Source organism: Streptococcus sanguinis (genome assembly GCA_013378335.1).
In the GTDB taxonomy this organism is placed as follows: domain Bacteria; phylum Bacillota; class Bacilli; order Lactobacillales; family Streptococcaceae; genus Streptococcus; species Streptococcus sanguinis_I.
Map to the genome: position 1 here is coordinate 1073199 of CP040556.1, position 18203 is coordinate 1091401.

19 protein-coding genes, 1 tRNA gene and 2 pseudogenes are annotated in these 18203 nt (G+C 40.4%); 20 read left to right on the forward strand and 2 right to left on the reverse strand.

The genetic code is table 11. The features are described from left to right. Positions 1-205 precede the first annotated feature (205 nt). The 13 genes and pseudogenes from FFV08_05715 to FFV08_05775 all read left to right on the forward strand — a co-directional run bounded on the left by FFV08_05715 (position 206) and on the right by FFV08_05775 (position 12832). Positions 206-811, forward strand: a complete 606-nt coding sequence (locus FFV08_05715) for a nitroreductase family protein (GenBank protein ID QLB52170.1) — start codon at positions 206-208, stop codon at positions 809-811. Between the two features lie 69 nt (positions 812-880). Further along, the gene (gene pepV / locus FFV08_05720) at positions 881-2287 is read left to right on the forward strand and encodes a dipeptidase PepV (GenBank protein ID QLB52171.1); all 1407 of its coding nucleotides are present in this window, start codon (positions 881-883) and stop codon (positions 2285-2287) included. A 53-nt stretch (positions 2288-2340) separates the two neighbouring features. Then, a complete protein-coding gene (locus FFV08_05725; protein ID QLB52172.1) occupies positions 2341-2925 on the forward strand; it encodes a uracil-DNA glycosylase family protein in 585 nt (194 codons plus the stop codon). Between the two features lie 12 nt (positions 2926-2937). Beyond that, positions 2938-3426: a prolyl-tRNA synthetase associated domain-containing protein gene (locus tag FFV08_05730; protein ID QLB52173.1), complete on the forward strand. Its 489-nt coding sequence runs from the start codon at positions 2938-2940 to the stop codon at positions 3424-3426. 104 nt (positions 3427-3530) lie between these two features. Then, positions 3531-3704, forward strand: a pseudogene (locus FFV08_05735) (ProV protein). Then, positions 3701-4662, forward strand: a pseudogene (locus tag FFV08_05740) (zinc-binding dehydrogenase). The pseudogenes FFV08_05735 and FFV08_05740 overlap by 4 nt, the downstream one beginning before the upstream one ends. A gap of 18 nt (positions 4663-4680) precedes the next feature. Beyond that, positions 4681-4968, forward strand: coding sequence for a rhodanese-like domain-containing protein (locus FFV08_05745; protein ID QLB52174.1), 288 nt, complete (start codon positions 4681-4683; stop codon positions 4966-4968). A 98-nt stretch (positions 4969-5066) separates the two neighbouring features. Continuing rightward, on the forward strand, positions 5067-6161 hold the full coding sequence (locus tag FFV08_05750; GenBank protein QLB52175.1) for a hypothetical protein: 1095 nt from the start codon (positions 5067-5069) through the stop codon (positions 6159-6161). A gap of 18 nt (positions 6162-6179) precedes the next feature. Next, positions 6180-7910, forward strand: a complete 1731-nt coding sequence (locus FFV08_05755) for a hypothetical protein (GenBank protein QLB52176.1) — start codon at positions 6180-6182, stop codon at positions 7908-7910. Positions 7911-7920: 10 nt separating this feature from the next. Next, positions 7921-8706 (forward strand): D-alanyl-D-alanine carboxypeptidase family protein, encoded by a 786-nt coding sequence (locus FFV08_05760; GenBank protein QLB53276.1) that lies wholly within the window; start codon positions 7921-7923, stop codon positions 8704-8706. Between the two features lie 32 nt (positions 8707-8738). Beyond that, positions 8739-9029, forward strand: a complete 291-nt coding sequence (locus FFV08_05765; GenBank protein ID QLB52177.1) for a cupin — start codon at positions 8739-8741, stop codon at positions 9027-9029. A 704-nt stretch (positions 9030-9733) separates the two neighbouring features. Continuing rightward, positions 9734-11692, forward strand: coding sequence for a CAP domain-containing protein (locus tag FFV08_05770; GenBank protein QLB52178.1), 1959 nt, complete (start codon positions 9734-9736; stop codon positions 11690-11692). A gap of 195 nt (positions 11693-11887) precedes the next feature. Beyond that, on the forward strand, positions 11888-12832 hold the full coding sequence (locus FFV08_05775) for an IS30 family transposase (GenBank protein ID QLB52179.1): 945 nt from the start codon (positions 11888-11890) through the stop codon (positions 12830-12832). A gap of 73 nt (positions 12833-12905) precedes the next feature. On the opposite strand, the gene FFV08_05780 is transcribed toward FFV08_05775, so the two are convergent. Together FFV08_05780 and FFV08_05785 are read right to left on the reverse strand one after the other, a co-directional pair. Next, positions 12906-13148: a type B 50S ribosomal protein L31 gene (locus tag FFV08_05780; GenBank protein ID QLB52180.1), complete on the reverse strand. Its 243-nt coding sequence runs from the start codon at positions 13146-13148 to the stop codon at positions 12906-12908. A 107-nt stretch (positions 13149-13255) separates the two neighbouring features. Next, positions 13256-14191 (reverse strand): bifunctional oligoribonuclease/PAP phosphatase NrnA, encoded by a 936-nt coding sequence (locus tag FFV08_05785; GenBank protein ID QLB52181.1) that lies wholly within the window; start codon positions 14189-14191, stop codon positions 13256-13258. A gap of 105 nt (positions 14192-14296) precedes the next feature. Between FFV08_05785 and FFV08_05790 the strand changes: the two genes are divergently transcribed. The 7 genes from FFV08_05790 to FFV08_05820 all read left to right on the forward strand — a co-directional run bounded on the left by FFV08_05790 (position 14297) and on the right by FFV08_05820 (position 18200). Then, the gene (locus FFV08_05790; GenBank protein ID QLB52182.1) at positions 14297-14737 is read left to right on the forward strand and encodes a flavodoxin; all 441 of its coding nucleotides are present in this window, start codon (positions 14297-14299) and stop codon (positions 14735-14737) included. Between the two features lie 124 nt (positions 14738-14861). Further along, entirely contained in the window at positions 14862-16244 is a 1383-nt protein-coding gene (gene sufB, locus FFV08_05795; protein ID QLB52183.1) for a Fe-S cluster assembly protein SufB, read from the forward strand. A gap of 417 nt (positions 16245-16661) precedes the next feature. Beyond that, positions 16662-16925 (forward strand): chorismate mutase, encoded by a 264-nt coding sequence (locus FFV08_05800; protein QLB52184.1) that lies wholly within the window; start codon positions 16662-16664, stop codon positions 16923-16925. After that, positions 16925-17299: a fluoride efflux transporter CrcB gene (crcB, locus tag FFV08_05805; GenBank protein ID QLB52185.1), complete on the forward strand. Its 375-nt coding sequence runs from the start codon at positions 16925-16927 to the stop codon at positions 17297-17299. The genes FFV08_05800 and crcB (FFV08_05805) overlap by 1 nt, the downstream gene beginning before the upstream one ends. Continuing rightward, positions 17272-17622 (forward strand): fluoride efflux transporter CrcB, encoded by a 351-nt coding sequence (gene crcB, locus FFV08_05810; GenBank protein ID QLB52186.1) that lies wholly within the window; start codon positions 17272-17274, stop codon positions 17620-17622. The genes crcB (FFV08_05805) and crcB (FFV08_05810) overlap by 28 nt, the downstream gene beginning before the upstream one ends. A 118-nt stretch (positions 17623-17740) precedes the next feature. Then, positions 17741-18088, forward strand: a complete 348-nt coding sequence (locus tag FFV08_05815) for a 50S ribosomal protein L19 (GenBank protein ID QLB52187.1) — start codon at positions 17741-17743, stop codon at positions 18086-18088. A gap of 40 nt (positions 18089-18128) precedes the next feature. Next, positions 18129-18200 (forward strand) — tRNA-Arg (locus FFV08_05820). Positions 18201-18203: the final 3 nt, after the last annotated feature.

An 18203-nucleotide genomic window follows, 5' to 3' on the forward strand; every position in this document is an offset into this window, starting at 1 on the left:
AGAAAGAAGCTCTAGTTATAGCGATTTGATAAGGGGCTTAAGAGATTCAAGTAGCCAAAATGGAGAAAACGAAACCTCTGCGACAGAATAAACTTATCAAGTCGCAAGAGATGATAGCCATATTTTATAGAGAATGAAAAACTCCTGCAAACTCTTACAAAATATGATAAAATGAAGCTAGTATATTAAGAAAAGGAAGAGACCTATGAAATTTCTAGAACTCAATAAAAAGCGTCATGCGACCAAGCATTTCAATGACAAACCTGTGGATCCAAAGGATGTTCGCACAGCCATTGAAATTGCAACGTTGGCACCCAGTGCTCACAATAGCCAGCCATGGAAGTTCGTTGTGGTACGAGAGCGCAACCAAGCCTTAGCTGAAACAGCTTTCGGTGGAAATATGGACCAGATTAAGGAAGCACCAGTAACCATTGCTCTCTTTACGGATACAGATTTGACTAAGAGGGCTCGTAAGATTGCGCGTGTGGCTGGAGTGAGAAATTTCTCTGACGAGCAGCTCCAATTCTATATGCAGAATCTGCCAGCTGAGTTTGCTCACTATAGTGAACAACAAAAGAGCGATTATTTAGCTCTCAATGCTGGTCTAGTGGCCATGAATCTTGTTCTGGCTCTGACTGACCAAGATATCGGATCTAACATCATCTTAGGCTTCGATAAATCTAAGGTTAATGAGGTTCTGGAAATTGATGGGCGTTTCCGTCCGGAACTCTTGATTACTGTTGGTTATACTGATGAAAAACTAGAACCTAGTTATCGTTTGCCAGTTGATGAAATCATTGAGAAACGTTGATATAGTTATATTTTCGATTTAATTCATAATTATATCGATTTAAATCGAATTGGAAATTGGGGTAAAATAATGACAATTGATTTTAAAGCGGAAGTTGAAAAACGCAGAGAAGCCCTCTTGGCTGATTTGTTCAGTCTTTTGGAAATCAACTCAGAACGAGATGATTCCAAGGCGGATAAGGAACATCCTTTTGGACCTGGTCCTGTTCAAGCTCTGCATAAGTTTTTAGAAATCGCTGAACGCGATGGCTATGAAACCAAAAATGTGGACAATTATGCTGGTCACTTTACTTTTGGTGAGGGTGAGGAAGAACTTGGGATTTTTGCCCACATGGATGTGGTTCCTGCCGGGAGTGGCTGGAATACAGATCCTTACAAACCTGAAATTATTGATGGTAAGCTTTATGCGCGTGGTTCATCTGATGACAAAGGGCCGACTATAGCTTGTTACTACGGTTTGAAAATCATCAAAGACTTGGGATTGCCAGTATCTAAGCGTGTGCGCTTTGTGGTGGGGACAGACGAGGAATCCGGTTGGCAAGACATGGACTATTATTTCAAACATGTTGGACTACCTGAGCCAGACTTTGGTTTCTCACCAGATGCAGAATTTCCAATCATTAACGGTGAAAAAGGGAATATCACAGAATATCTCCACTTTGGTAATAGTAATGATGGCAGCTTTAAACTCAAGAGCTTCACTGGCGGACTTCGTGAGAATATGGTGCCAGAATCAGCGACAGCTATTTTTACAGCAGCAGTTGACGCAGCGGAATTGGATAAGAAATTACAAGATTTTGCTGTTGCCCACAAGGTTTCAGCTAGTCTGAAAGAAAATGGCGACGCTCTTGAAGTAACAGTCATTGGGAAATCAGCTCATGGTTCTACACCAGAGGATGGTATCAACGGAGCAACTTATTTAGCTCTCTTCCTCAACCAATTTGACTTTGCTGGTGACGCCAAGTCTTATCTGGAAGTGGCAGCTCAAGTTCTGCACGAGGACTTTACAGGTGAGAAGTTAGGAATTGCTTATACAGATGCTAAAATGGGCTCTCTCAGCATGAATGCTGGTGTCTTCCATTTTGACAGTGCCAAGGCTGATAATACCATTGCTCTGAACATCCGTTACCCTCAAGGTACTGATCCGAAAACGATTCAAACTGGTCTTGAAAAAGTTGCTGGTGTTGTGTCAGTAAGCCTATCTGAGCATGGACACACTCCACACTATGTCCCAGCAGATGATGAGTTTGTAGCAACACTTTTGAGTGTTTACGAAAAACAAACGGGTTTCAAAGGACATGAGCAAGTCATTGGTGGTGGAACCTTTGGCCGTCTTTTGAAGCGCGGTGTGGCTTTTGGAGCTATGTTCCCTGACTATGTCAACACTATGCACCAAGCCAATGAATTTACAGATGTAGAAGACCTTTTCCGTGCTGCGGCCATTTACGCGGAGGCTATCTACGAGCTAATCAAATAAAAAAGAAGAACTCGTTTGGCTTTGCTGGATGAGTTTCTTTGCAAGGAGCTGCTATGCATACAATAGAGGATATTGCTAAGGCCATCATGGCTGATCCAGATAATCAGAAATTTACGGAGCAGGGGATTAAGCCTCTTTTTGCGGCACCTAAGAATGCTCGGATTAACATTGTTGGTCAAGCGCCGGGGTTGAAAACCCAAGAGGCAGGGCTTTACTGGAAGGACAAGAGTGGTGACCGGCTGAGAAAATGGCTTGGTGTCGATGAAGAGACTTTTTATAATTCTGGATACTTTGCGGTTTTGCCCATGGATTTTTATTTTCCAGGACATGGGAAGTCTGGAGATTTACCACCTCGTAAGGGCTTTGCGGACAAATGGCATCAGCCGATTTTAGAGCTTTTGCCAGATATTGAGCTGACCATTTTGATTGGTCAGTATGCACAGAAATACTATCTGCATCAAAAAGGAAATATCAAGCTGACCGAGACGGTTCAGCATTATCAAGACTACCTGCCTGATTTTTTCCCTTTGGTTCACCCATCGCCCCGCAACCAAATTTGGATGGCTAAAAATCCTTGGTTTGCAGAGCATGTTGTGCCAGATTTACAAAAATTGATACAAAAGATTATTCATCAATAAAGGAGAAAAACTATGGATGCTTATCAACAAGTAGCTAATAAGTTGCAAGAGTTGGGGATTACCTTTGATGTGGTGGAGCACCCACCTGCATTTACCACAGAGCAAGCAGACGCCTTTATTGAAGGAATCGAGGGCGTTCGAACCAAGACCATGTTTTTGACCAATAAGAAGAAAACTCAGTATTACCTGCTGATTATGGATGACAAGAAAAGTCTGGATATGGACTTGTTTAAAGAGCTGGTTTCAGCCAACCGTATTCGCATGGCTTCAGCGGATTCTCTCTTCGAAAAAATGCAGCTGCCACCAGGAACTGTATCGCCTTTTGGTCTGCTAAACAATAAGGGAAAGGATATTCAAGTTTATTTTGATAAAGAGATTATCAACGAAGAACGCATGAGTTTCCATCCTAATACCAATGAAAAGACTATCTTTGTCTCTACAACAGATTTGTTTAAATTCTTGCAAGATTTGGGCTACTCTTACCAAGTGCTGGAGCTGTAACTAACCGTTTTACTGTGATAGAGGAACGCTATCTAGCTGCTCTTTCGGATGGTCGAACCTAGCGGATTGGTATCACTCGTTTGCTAGCGTCTTGTCCCTCTATTTTGAACTTGGATGAAGGACGTATCCAGCAACTTGCTTTGGCTCAGGGAATTCTCCAACAGCTGGATAATGTTTTTGTCAAACAACTATTAGATCTTGCTGGAGTATCTGACTGATTTTTTGAAAAGTCTAAGCTTAGAATGCTAAACTTTGTAGAAAGCGAGGTGATTCTATGAAAACGATGAAAGCTATAGTCATTTACGAATCGGGTGGCCCAGAAAAGCTTCTGCTGGAAGAAAGACCGATTCCAGAACTTCAAGAAGGCTGGACCCTGGTCAAGGTCAGAGGATTTGGGATTAACCACTCGGAGATTTTTACTCGTGAGGGCTTATCGCCTAGTGTCACCTTCCCTCGGATTTTAGGCATTGAGTGTGTTGGCCAAGTTGCCGAGACGACTCGAGCAGATTTAGAGGTCGGCCAGAAAGTGGTTTCCATCATGGGTGAAATGGGGCGAGCTTTTGATGGTTCTTATGCTGAGTATGTCCTCCTGCCTAACGACCAAATTTATACAGTCGCGACCAACCTGACCTGGACTGAGCTGGCAGCAGTGCCAGAGACTTATTATACTGCTCTAGGCTCTATGAAAAATCTGTGCATTGAGCCCAATGACAAGATTTTAGTCCGAGCTGCTACTAGCGGTGTCGGTTTGGCCTTTGCTCGTCTGGTCAAGGCACAATTTCCAGACACACATATCGTCGGTTCTGTCAATAGTGGTTCCAAACAGTTTCTACTCAAGAACCAAGCCTACGACGATATCATTATAGACCAGGATGGCCGACTGGAAACAGAGGATAAGTTTGATAAAATCCTTGAGTTGGTCGGTCCGGCAACTATCAAGGATTCTTTTGACCATATCGCAGAAGGGGGGATTATCTGTGTCACCGGTCTCTTGGGGGGCAGTGGGAACTGGATGATTTCAACCCAATTGAAGAAATTAAAAATAACAGTTTTCTGACAAGTTTTCACTCTGCTCATGTGAGCCAAGACTTGATGGATGAGTTATTTAACTATATTGACCGCTATCAGGTCAATGTTACACCAAGGCGTGTCTTTTCCCTAGAGCAAGTGCCCAAAGCTCATGCTTTTATAGAGGGGACGGCAGGTTTTGGAAAAATTGTGATTATGAATGAATAGGAGAAAAATGATGCAAAAATTAGTGCTAAAGATTTATATGACAAATTGCAGGCAGAAGAACTGCAGTTGATTGATGTCCGCGAGGTGGACGAATTTACAGTTGGACATGTCTCTGGAGCTCAGAATTTGCCTCTGAGCAGCCTACCGGAGAATTATGGGCAATTGGATAAACAAATTCCCTACCATATCATCTGCCAAAAAGGAGGCCGTTCAGCGCGCGCCTGCGAATTTTTGGAAGCCAAGGGTTACCAAGTAATCAATGTCGAAGGAGGAGTGGAAGCTTTTCCCGCTAAATTGACGACATGACAAGCGATTAAGAAGTACAAATGCCGGAATAGATTGAATTTCCGGACCTTTTTTTGTATACTATAGTAGTATAATAAATTATAGATAGGAGATATTTTATGTCAAAAGAAGATTGGCTTGAATATTTTGAGGCCGTTAATGGACGCTCAGCTACAGAGGAAGAAATTGCTCAAGCTTTGGCTGCTGGAGAATTTCTTGAAGTGGAACAGGTAAGTGCGGAGCAAGCGCCTAGTGAAGCTAGCCCAGCTTCATCAAGCTTTGAACAGCCGCAACAAGAAGCTCAAACAGTTGAAACACAAGGTCAACCACAAAACTTTGCCCAGCAACAAAATTTCCAACAGCCTTTTGCTCAGCAGGCTTCTCAACAATATCAAGAAGTTCCTCAGCAACAAGCAAATCCAAATCAATTTGCTAATCAGGGACAAGCTTATCAGCAACAAGGATTTCAGCAAGCGACTTCCTTTACTGGACAGCCTCAGTCTTCTGGCCCGCAAGCTTATCAGAACAACCCACAGCAAGGACAGTTCAATTCACAAGTACCTCAACAAGGACCACAGGCTTATTACAGTCAACAACCTCCTCAGCCCAACGAGTTTTCTAAAACAATGAAAGGTTTCTGGACTTGGCTTGTTTCAGCTTGGAAATCACCGACATCTGAAGTTGAGAGCAGCAAGGTGAATGGCTACCTATCTCTAGGTTTGACAGTGTTCTTTTTTGCTATTGTCGCAAACTACAATATTTTCAGTACCCTTGGCATCATAAGCTTAGGTATGTATAATGGACCGACTTTTAATTTCAAAGTTTTCTTTGTTTCCCTGATAGCAGCGGCTCTCTTCCTTTTTTCTATTATTTTAGGTGGTTTTGTTGTGAAGCGTTTGGTCTATCAGGATGGAAATTTTACCTTTAACAAGGCTTTTGATTGGTACGGTCGACTGTATGCTATAGTTCTTCCATTTATTGCTGTTTCAGCTCTGTTTGCTCTGTTGGATGTTATTCATTTATCTCTGTTCTTCACATGGATTGGTCTTTTGTTGATTGGAGTTGGAGCGACCTTTGCTTTGATTTATTCTAAGACAAACAACTCTATGGATCCTTTTTATAAATATCTATTAGCCATTATTATCAATGGTGTGATTACAATTATCTTCTCTTTCATCGCTTTTTCTCTACTAGCTAGTATGGTAATGATGTAATGCTGGAGGAGGAGATTTATGGCAACAAAAGAAAAATGGGTTGATCTCTTTGAAAAAGTAATTGGTCGAAAACCAACTGCAAGTGAGTTCTTAGCCGGCAAACAATCTAACTTTGATCCAAAAAAGATTAAGGAGATTGCAGGCGAAGCAGAGGAAGAAACCACAGAAACTTCGTCAGTAGAAAATACTACTGATGAAGTTTCTGATAATCAAAATATTGTTCAGGAGACACCTTCTGAAGATCCTATCACAGAAGAATCGATTCAACCATCTTCCCAAGATGAGAAGCAAGGTTATTCTGAGTCTAGCCAATATGAAGAACTTCGCAAGAATTGGCTGCAAGCTTTTGAAAATAATATTGGTCGAAAACCTACCAAAGAAGAATTTACAGAAGCTAAGAGCCAAGGATTCTCTAACCTGCCTATCCGCTCTGAACTGGTCGACTCACAATTACCACAGAAACCAGTAAAAAAGGCTAAAAAGAGAATATCCAAAAAGCAAGCAATCATGATTGGGGGGGCAACCCTTCTAGTTGCCGCTTTGATTGGAGCTTTCTTCTATCTAAACTCTATAACTGGGGTTAAAGTTGTTACAGACCATTTTGCAAAAGCAGTCTCTAGTAAAGATTTTGATGAAGTTGCAAGTCTTCTTTCTACTCAATCCGATAAGTGGACACGTGCTGAAGCAAGAGCACTAGTTGAGCACTTAGAGAGCCAGGAGATTAATCTCGAAACTGAGCTAGATAACATTGTTGAGTCAAATGGCAAATCTGCTTATATCGATGACAACAATAATAAGATTTTAGGTGTTACTGAAAAGAGTAAGAAATTCGGTATTTTCCAGGAATATCAGATGGTTTCCTATCCAGTCAAAGTTAAAGTCAATACCAATTTGGATAATGCTACCATTAAACCTGGTGAGAAAAAAACTATTACTCTTAAGAAAAATACAGACACTGAATTGGGGGAATATCACTTTATCAAACAAGACTTTACTCTCAAAGGTAAGACGGATGTTGGAGATGTAGAGAGTAAGGTTCAGCTTGATTTAGCTACGGCTAAGGATAATGAAATCAAACTGGATCTCAAGTCTGAAAAGAAACAGCTAAAAATAACTATGCCTTCTGAAACTTCAAAAGCAACAGATATTAAAATCGTTGTTAATGGTAAAGAAAGTGGTAGCAGTTTGACCCCTGAGTTGCAGCTTGTTCCTTATCAAGAACTTGAAATTTATGCTAAATTTACTATTTCTGATACTACCTTTACTACCAATAAAGAGACAGTTGTTGTGGAAGATGACACCACCAATGTGAAATTATCTCTTCCTAAGGAAGTGGTTTCTAAGATTAGAGAAAAGAACGAAGAAGCGAAAAAGGTTGAGGCTCAAAAAGCAAAAGTCTCTACTTTCCTGAATGACTACCGCAGTGCTGTTTTCAGCTCTGTTTCTAACAGGAGCAACAGCTATTCTCAATACTACGATACCTCTAGCGCAGTATATCGAGAAATGGTTGAGTGGACCACTGGTGGTGGTGTTAAGAAAGCAAAAATTAACTATTATGAGCCAGGAGCTTTGGATATCCGCGAAATCAAGGAAGAAAATGGTTCCTATATCGTGAAAACATATGAGGACTATACAGTCCACTATACCGATAACACTCCAAATAGTGTAAATCGTAAAAATAAGACTTATTACTTGAAACCTAGCGGGGATTCTTTTGTAATCTATAATCTTGAAGTTTCAGAAGGTTGATATTATGACAATGAAATACAGTAAACTAATTATTCTTGCAGCATCTGTTCTTGTTCTAGGCGCATGTTCGTCAGGTAAAGACACTACTGGAGACAGTTCTGATAAACAAGCGGCTAGCTCAACTAGTACAGTTAAGAAACAAGACGCTGAAAAAGACAAAAATTCTAGCCAAGATACGACAACATCTTCAGAGAGCGCTGATACTAAAAAGGAGCAAAATCATGAGGCCAAAACTCTTGATCAAAATGTTTCTTATAACGGCAGCTACTACAGTGTCAAAGGGAAATATGGTGAGATTCTCGTAGTCAACAAACACTATCCTTTGTCAGCTTCCTATAACCCAGGTGAGAATGCGACTGCTAAAGCAGAATTGCTCAAACTGATTGCAGACATGCAGGCACAAGGTTATGCTATTAGCGACCAATACAGTGGTTTTCGCAGCTATGATACTCAGACCGAACTCTATCAAAATTATGTCAATCAGGACGGTAAAGCTGCTGCAGACCGCTATTCTGCTCGGCCAGGCTACAGCGAGCACCAGACTGGTTTGGCATTTGACTTGATTGATAAAAATGGCAATCTCGTACAAGAAGCTGGAGCAAGTCAGTGGCTTCTAGATAACGCCTATAAATACGGTTTTATCGTTCGCTATCTAGAGGGTAAGGAAGGTTCAACTGGCTACATGCCTGAAAGCTGGCATCTGCGCTATATTGGTAAAGAAGCCAAAGAAATCGCTCAATCAGGCAAGTCCTTAGAAGAATATTTCGGAATTACTGGCGGTGATTACGAAGAATAATCATCCTATTATCCGTTACAAGGAGGAAGAAAATGAAATTTTTTGTTACCAATCCCAATAATGATTTTGCAGAAACACCTGTGCAAGAAGAAGGCAGAATCATCCATCATCTGCATCTTGCTAAAGGAAAAGAAGTTCCAGAGCACAGTGCTGATGCACTAGTAACAGTCGTTTGTTTATCAGGAAATGTAAGCTTTTCTGCTGGAGAGCATACTGTACGGCTAGTGGCAGGTTCCTTTCTAACGATGGAGCCCAATGAGCTACACAGCCTAGTTGGAGAAGAAGATAGCCACCTCTTGGTTATCAAACAACTAAAATATTAATAAATTCAAAATACTAGAAGCTGGAATAAATGCTTCTAGTATTTTTTACTACTTTTTAACACTTATTCATTTCTGTACATAAAAACCCATAAGCAAAAAAATCGCTAACAGATTCTTTTATTCTTAAAATAAACTTAAGATATGCTTAAAAAAGGCTTAAGATAAGCTTAAAATAAACTTAAATAAAAAAACAGAATGATAGGGAGTGGATTTTCTATAAATAAACAACAAAAATAATTTACACAATGTAAACCAAATTATAAACTTTTTTATATTAATTTAGTTCGTCAATAAGAAGATTATATGGATTTTCATAGATAGAAAACAGGATAACGAACAAAAATACGAACTATAAAAAATTACCCATAAAAATAATTTACACATTGTTAACCAAAATACTTGCATTCAAAAATTTCTTGTGCTATAATTCATCTCGAGGGTGAGATATGCATAAAAAAGTATTTTTTAGCATATTGACTGCTTGCTTTCTTAAACAAATGATATAAAAACATTTATGGTGCAGCCTTTATTTAGGTGGATTCACTAACTAGTGATTCGAGTTTTTACCATTTGCTAAAGATGGAGTGGTCAGCTGCCAGCTGGCGTTTTTTCGAGAAATTCTTTTTTATGAAGTTGTGCACAAAATATAAATTCCCCCCACAAAAATATGAAGTGATGTTGGTCACTTTGGAGGTTTAATTAATATGAACAATCGTTTCAGACTCTTATCAAGATCTGTTGTGGCTGCTGCAGCTCTTATTCCAGCAATCGCTGCTGCGAATAATGTTGAAGCACAAGATTATGGCTATGGTTATAATTACTATCAACCAGGCTATAATTACTGGAATGGCGGCTATAACAATTATAATTATGGTTACAATAACTATTATTATCCAAGCTATAATAATTGGAACTATGGTTACAACAATTATAACTATGGTTACAATAACTACAATTATGGCTATAACAATTATAACTACGGATATAACTATGGTTACAATGGCTATAATTACGACTATGGTTATAATAACCATTATCCAGGCTATAACAACTGGAATTACAACTATAGCAACAATTATGGCTATAATGGTTGGAATAACTACAACAATCTGGCAAATGATGAGAACTATATTTACTGGAATGGTAACCATTACTACCGTATGACGGATGGTTCTTACCGTATCTATCGTGATGGTGAGTGGAAGCCACTGACAAATACTAACAATAACAGCACATCCAATAACAACTTGGAAAACGATCCGCATTATCGTTATGAAAATGGTTATCATTACTATGTATTAGATAATGGAGACTATTACTACTATAAAAATGGTAAGTGGGTGTTTGTTAAGGATTCTGCTGATAACTCAACTAATCCAACAACTCCAAGCCAGCCGGAAGAACCTAAACCAGAAGTTCCAACTCCGACACCAGCGGAACCAGAGCAACCAACTCCAGCTCCAAATGATAGACCGGAACAACCAACAACTCCAGCAGAACCAAAACCAGAGGTACCAAGCCAACCAGAAACTCCAAGTGTTGATTTGCCAGAAAATCCTCCAATTAACGGTGCAGAAGGTGAGTTTGATCCATTTGCTCCGAAACCAGAGCAACCAGCAGAACCAAAACCAGAAACTCCGACAACACCTGCTGTGCCAGAGACTCCTGGTTTGGTAACGACTGATAAACCAAGTGAAGATCAAATCCCGTCATACGTTGAAAAACCTGCAGAAGGTCTTGAGCATTTAGCATGGGCACCAAATGGACAAACTCCAAAATTGGTTTACCCACCAGGAAAACCAGGTGATAAAGCCCTTGAGAATGATAAAAATTACTACTTCGATGGTAGTACACACTACTATTATGTACCATCTAACACAGAGCGTACAGGTTATTCAGCATACTGGAAGTGGATTGGACAAAAATGGAAACTGCAAGGTATGACTGATCCAAACGATCCAGGTGTTGATCCAAAACTTCACGAAAACACTGCTGATGATGAATACATGTACAGTGATAAAGACTCTAGCGTGAAATTGTACTCAACTAACCTAGTGACAACTGCTAAAGCAGGTCAACCGCTGCCATTCAAAAACGTTGAAGAATTCAAGAACTATGTTATCGAAAAGATGAATCCTAAGTTCCTTGATAACGCAGGATGGGATGCCAAAGTTGAGTGGGAAATCGAAGATCCAGAAATCTTTGAGAATACTAAAGAAAACCCATATGCTAAGGATTATGTCTTGATTGCAAACCTTAAGAGTGGTGTTGAGGACAAGAAATACAGTGATGTAGAATTTGGTTATGTGAAGTTTGTTTACCGTGTTGAAGCAACAAACGATACAAACTATGACTATGTTTCAAAAGCTAAAGAAGCTTTCGCTAAAATCAATGAAGAGCGTAAAGCTCAAGGTTTGAAAGAGTTGACTTGGTCAGAGGACATTTATCAAAATCAAGCACTTCCAAAAGTAAATGAAATCTCACGTCAATACGATAGCTCAGGCTTTGTTGGACGTCGTGATGAAGATGCATCTGTTGTCGTTAAGAAATGGGCTAACAGCGGTTTGAGAGAATTGCTCCTTGATCCTAACGTAACTGAAGGTGCAGTAGCGACAGTTGTAGACGGAAACGGTGTTTACTACTGGGCTTACAGCTATAAATAATAAGGAATTGCATTCTTAAATATCTGTGCTCTTAATCTTTGGTTGCATATAAACCACACTCCAAAAGTTGGATTTTAACCGTCTGACTTTTGGAGTTTTTTTGTTGACCCAATTTGTAAAATTAAGCTAGACAGAAAAAGCCATCTATGTTAGGCTCAGATAAACACCACATTTGTCTGAAAGGAACTAACATAAATGACCTATACTCATCTTACCACAAACGAGCTTGTAATGATAGAGGCTTACTACAAAGAAGGTATAAAAGTTACAGATATTATAAAAGCTCTTGGAAGATCAAAACAGACCATCTACAATGTCATCAACTATCTGAAAGAAGGGCACTCTGCCTATGACTACTATGAACGGTATAAAGTCAATAAGAAACGATGTGGTCGGAATAAAACAAGGCTTATACAATCAGAAAAAAATTTTATCCAAACTCATTTGGAACAAAATTGGAGCCTTGATGTCATTAAAGGAACTTATCCAGATAGGGTTTCTTGTTCTATGAGAACTCTCTATCGACTAGCAGACCGTGGTATTCTAAAGAAAGAGGATCTCCCTTGGAAAGGCAAAAGAAAACCAAATGGTCATAGCGAAAAACGAGGAAAACAAGCGTTTCGCAGAGATTTACGTGAGAGAGCAGCCATTTATCCTAATTTTAAGACAGAATTTGGTCATCTAGAAGGGGATACCATTGTTGGCGAGAAACACAAAAGTGCGGTTATTACCTTGGTAGAACGCCTCTCAAAAGCCATCATCACACTGAAAACTAATGGACGGAAAGCAAGTGATATTGAGGTTTCCATCAATCAATGGTTGTCTCAAGTTCCCAGCCATCTTTTTAAGTCGATAACTTTTGATTGTGGGAAAGAATTTTCTAATTGGAAGTCTATTTCGAATGCGCATGACATTGATATTTTCTTTGCGGATCCAGGCTGTCCTGGTCAAAGAGGCCTCAATGAACATTCTAATGGCTTATTAAGACGAAATGGATTACCGAAACAAATGGATTTTACTGCTATTTCTCAAAATTATTTATCAGCTATCGCTGATAAAAGAAATAGAATTCCTAGGAAATCTTTAAATTATCAAACACCATACCAAGTTTTTCTGAGTTACTTGAAAAGTCTAACTTAATTTGACAATTTAGGATTTTAAAAAGCAGAAAGAAACTTTCGGGCGCAAAAAAAGCACCGATTGGTGCTTATGATTATTTGAGACCGTATTTTTTGTTGAAACGATCCACACGTCCATCTGCTTGAGTGAACTTTTGACGTCCAGTGTAGAATGGGTGTGAGTCTGATGAAATTTCTACACGAATCAATGGGTAAGTTTCCCCTTCGAATTCAACTGTTTCGTTTGAACGTTTAGTTGAACCACTAAGGAACTGGTAGCCGGTAGAAGTGTCCATGAAGACAACTGGGCGGTATTCTGGATGAATATCTTTTCTCATTTTACAAAAATTTCCTTTCTGCCATGGTCTCTTTGCGAGCCATAGATTAGTTACTTTGATAGTTTATCAAATTCTGGTTGATTTGACAAGACTTTTAGACTAATTTCTTACTTTTTTGCCAATTCTTTCATCTCGGTGTAGATTTGCTCTATTTCTTCTTTAGAAAATGCATTGGCTCCGCTGGCTAGGGGGTGCCCTCCGCCGTGATGATTTTTAGCAATACCGTTGATAGGAATAACCTTGCTGCGCATGCGGACACGGTAGTGACCTTCAGGTTGCTCAACAAAGATAGCCCACAGACCGACTTCTTCAATTCGTCCAGGTGCCCCGACGATGGCTGCTGTGTCAGCATCGGTCAGTTGATAGGCTTGTAAAACTTCCTGAGGCAGAATGACACGCGCAGTACCATTTTCATCTATTTCCAATTGCTCATATACATAGCCCTGCAGTTTAGCTACTTGGCGGCTGATAGAGTCCATTTTGCGAGACAAGGCTGATAAGTCGAAATCGTACTGGCGCAGCTTGGCAACTACTTCGAATGTGCGGGCGCTAGTAGAAGGATAAAGGAAGCGGCCAGTGTCGCCGATGATACCAGCATAGAGGAGTTCTGCAACTTCCTTGCTCAAGTCTAAGTTATTTTCAAAGGCAAAGAGAGCAATCATTTCACTGGCACTGCTGGAACTTGTATCTACCAGAGAAATATCTCCGTAAACCTCATCATCAGGATGATGATCGATTTTGATGAGGAAGTCGCCTGTCGTGTAGCGTTGGTCGTCAATCCTGGCTGTATTAGCAGTGTCACAGACAATGACTAGGGCCTCTTGGTATTCTTCGTCTGCGACTTGGTCCATTTGTGCCAACCACATGAGATTGGGTTCATCGTAGCCTGTCGCTTTGAACGTCTTTTCTGGGAAGTGGTACTGAAGCAGCTTTTGCAGTCCGACCTGACTGCCAAGAGCATCGGGATCTGGCCGCATATGGCGATGGATGATAATAGTATCGTATTCTTTGATCTTACTTAAAATATCATGATAAAGAGTCATAAATAACCTCGTCAACTTTCTTTACCCATTGTAGCATAAGAGTTTTTATTTTTAAAATAAAAAAGATATGATATAATGAGAGCAGATTAGAATTTGGAGGAAACTATGACCTTAGCAAAAATTGTATTTGCCAGCATGACTGGAAACACTGAGGAAATTGCTGATATTGTGGCGGATAAGCTAAGAGACCTGGATGTAGAAGTTGAAGTGGACGAGTGCACCACTGTCGATGCAGAAGATTTCTTGGAAGCAGATATTGCGATTGTAGCGACCTATACCTATGGTGATGGTGAGTTGCCTGATGAGATGATGGACTTTTACGAAGACTTGTCCGGATTGGATTTGTCTGGCAAGGTCTACGGAGTGGTCGGTTCGGGCGATACTTTCTATGATGAATTCTGCAAGGCTGTTGATGACTTTGATGCTGCCTTTGCTGCTACAAGAGCAGTGAAGGGGGCAGAAAGTGTTAAAGTAGACCTATCTGCGGAAGATGATGATATTGCACGCTTAGAAGCTTTTGCAGAAGGCTTGGTTAATAAAGTTTAAAGTGATAGATAGATGAAACGGCTGCGGCCGTTTTTATTTTGCGAAAGTGTTATTTTCTGACAATTCTCATGATTAGGAGTATAATGTAGGTAAGCGCTAACCGTCAGATAAAGGAGGAGTTCCTATGAAAGAACGCGACTATGCCTTTGGCTTTCATGATGATGTCAAGCCGCTCTTTTCGACTGGTAAAGGCCTGACAGAAGAAGTAGTTCGAGAAATCTCAGAAATCAAGAATGAGCCCCAGTGGATGCTGGACTATCGTCTGCGCTCCTTGGAACTCTTTCATAAGTTACCTATGCCCGACTTTGGCCCTGATTTGTCAGGGATTCGCTTTGATGATGTTATCTATTATCAAAAGCTAAGCGGAGATCGGGCTCGCAGTTGGGATGAAGTCCCAGAAGAGATTAAGAAAACCTTTGACCGATTGGGAATTCCAGAAGCTGAGAAGCAGTTTCTATCTGGAGCAGTGGCTCAGTATGAATCTGAAGTGGTTTACCACAATATGAAGGAAGAGTTTGCCAAGCTGGGGATTATCTTCACTGATACGGATACGGCTGTTCAGGAATATCCGGACTTGGTCAAGCAGTATTTTGGTACTGTGATTTCAAATGCTGAGCATAAATTTTCTGCGCTTAATAGTGCGGTTTGGTCCGGCGGAACCTTTATCTATGTGCCTAAAAACGTCCAGTGCCAAGTTCCTGTTCAGACCTATTTTCGTATCAATGGTGAAAATGCCGGCCAGTTTGAGCGCTCCTTGATGATTATCGAGGAGGGCGGTTCCATCCAGTATATCGAGGGTTGTACAGCACCGACTTACACAAGCAATAGTCTTCATGCGGCAAATGTCGAAATCATTGTAAAAAAGGATGCTTTTTTTCGCTATACAACCATTCAAAACTGGTCGGACAATGTCTATAACCTCGTAACGGAACGGGGGATTGTTGATGAAGGCGGTACCTTAGAGTGGATTGATGGGAACTTAGGCAGCAAGGTCAATATGAAATATCCGTGTAGCATTCTTAATGGCCGTAATGCAAGGACTTCTGTCCTCTCTATGTCCTTTGCCAACTATGGTCAGCACTTGGATGCGGGTTGTAAGGTCTTTCATAATGCACCCAAGACTTCCAGTACCTTAATTTCTAAATCAGTGGCCAAGGATGGTGGCAAGACAGACTATCGTGGTCAGGTTCGCTTTGGTAAGAATAGCGCTGGCTCCAAATCTCATATTGAGTGCGATACCATTCTGATGGATGGTGAGTCTAGTTCTGATACTATTCCTTTTAATGAAATCCATAATTCCAATGTCGCGTTAGAGCATGAAGCCAAGGTTTCCAAAGTATCTGAGGACCAGCTCTACTATCTGATGAGCAGAGGCATCAGCGAAGAAGAAGCCACAGCTATGATTATCAACGGTTTTATGGAACCCATTACCAAAGAACTTCCAATGGAATACGCCGTCGAACTCAACCAACTCATCAACATGAGTATGGAAGGATCGGTTGGTTAAAAAGGTCCAGTGGACCTTTTTAATCTGTAGATAAGAACCGAAGTCAGTCGGTTTACCTAGAGAAACTCTTAACGGGTATTTTTAGGTTGCGGATAAACACTCGCTTAAGCGAGTGCACTTTAAAAGAGTTTGGGACAAAAAGATTTCAATTTTTAAAAATCTTAATTATTAAGCCCTTCAAATCTATAATTAAATGCGAAGAGCGAACAAAGCAGAATTCTGATTACCAGAAAACTAGTTTTGTTCGCTTTTTATATTTAAGGCTGGACTTTTGTCCCAGACTCTTTTAATATTTAGATAGGGACTCGTCTTTGCGAGTTTTCTTTTAATCACGGTACTTGTAGCTTTTTATTTAGAATTGTACTAGAAAATTTTACTATTTTTTGTTATGATAGATAGAATACAAGGAGGAAGTAGATGACGTTAGAAGAAATCAGACAGGAAATTGATCAAGTGGATGATGAAATCGTTGCCCTGCTGGAGCAACGCATGAATCTGGTTGGCCAAGTCGTGGCTTTAAAAAAATCAACAGGAACAGCTGTCTTGGATAGCAAGAGAGAAGATGTGATTTTTGCCAGAGTTGCGGATAAGGTTGAAAACAAGGACTACAAAGAAACAGTTGTTGCGACCTTTTCTGACATTTTAAAACGTTCGCGTGAATTTCAGAATAAAAATATCTAATGAAAGAAGTACAGAATTCGATAGCTGTGGCTTTATCTGCTATGGCAGGCGGTTGGCTACGTTACCAAGTAGCGCTCATATCAGTTTTTGATGATTCATTTCCGCTAGGTACCTTACTGGTCAATTATTTGGGAACTTTTTTGCTAGTCTATATTATCAAGGGCTATCTTAGCAGTAAAGTTAAGTCTCAGTGCCTAATTCTAGCTCTTTCGACCGGTTTTTGCGGAGGTTTGACGACCTTTTCTGGTCTTCTGCTAGACAGTATCAAACTAGCAGATTCAGGGCGCTATATGGAGCTTCTTATCTATCTAGTTTTAAGTGTAGGTGGTGGCCTTGCAATCGCCCTATGGGCCGGGAAGCAGGTGAAGTCATGATGTGGGCGATGTTAATCTGCTGCGGCGCTGGTTCTCTTGTGCGTTATGTTTTCTCCAAGGTCAATAGCAGAGCATCTCTGCCGATTGGAACTTTATTAGCAAATTTGCTAGGTGCTTTTTTCATTGGATATTTTTATAATCATATAGAAGACAAGCAGTTTTATGTGATTTTGGCAACAGGATTCTGTGGTGGTTTGACGACGTTTTCCACTTTGAATGCTGAGCTGGCCGGTCTCTTTTCGGAGCGAAAGAAATTTCTTCTCTACTTGGCTTTGACTTATATCCTCGGATTTTTAGCGATTCTTTTGGGAATTTTCATTTAAACATCTTTACATTTTTAGAAATTTTGATATAATATAGTTTGTGCCTAATGGAAGCACAAAAAACGGCTAATCCGCTGCGGTCATGAACCTTAAGATTAGTAAGATAGGAGTAGAAAAAATGAATCCATTAATCCAAAGTTTGACTGAAGGTCAACTTCGTACTGACATCCCTGCATTCCGTCCTGGTGACACTGTCCGCGTTCACGCGAAAGTTGTCGAAGGAAGTCGTGAACGTATCCAGATCTTTGAAGGTGTGGTTATCGCTCGTAAAGGTGCTGGTATCTCAGAAACTTACACCGTTCGTAAGATCTCTAACGGTATCGGTGTTGAACGTACTTTCCCAATCCACACTCCACGTGTTGACAAGATTGAAGTCGTTCGTTACGGTAAAGTCCGTCGTGCTAAATTGTACTACCTTCGTGCATTGCAAGGTAAGGCAGCGCGTATCAAAGAAATTCGCCGTTAATCTCAGAAAGACTCTGTCGTTGGGCAGAGTTTTTCTCTAAGTCCCCTTAGTTCAATGGATATAACAACTCCCTCCTAAGGAGTAGTTGCTGGTTCGATTCCGGCAGGGGACATTT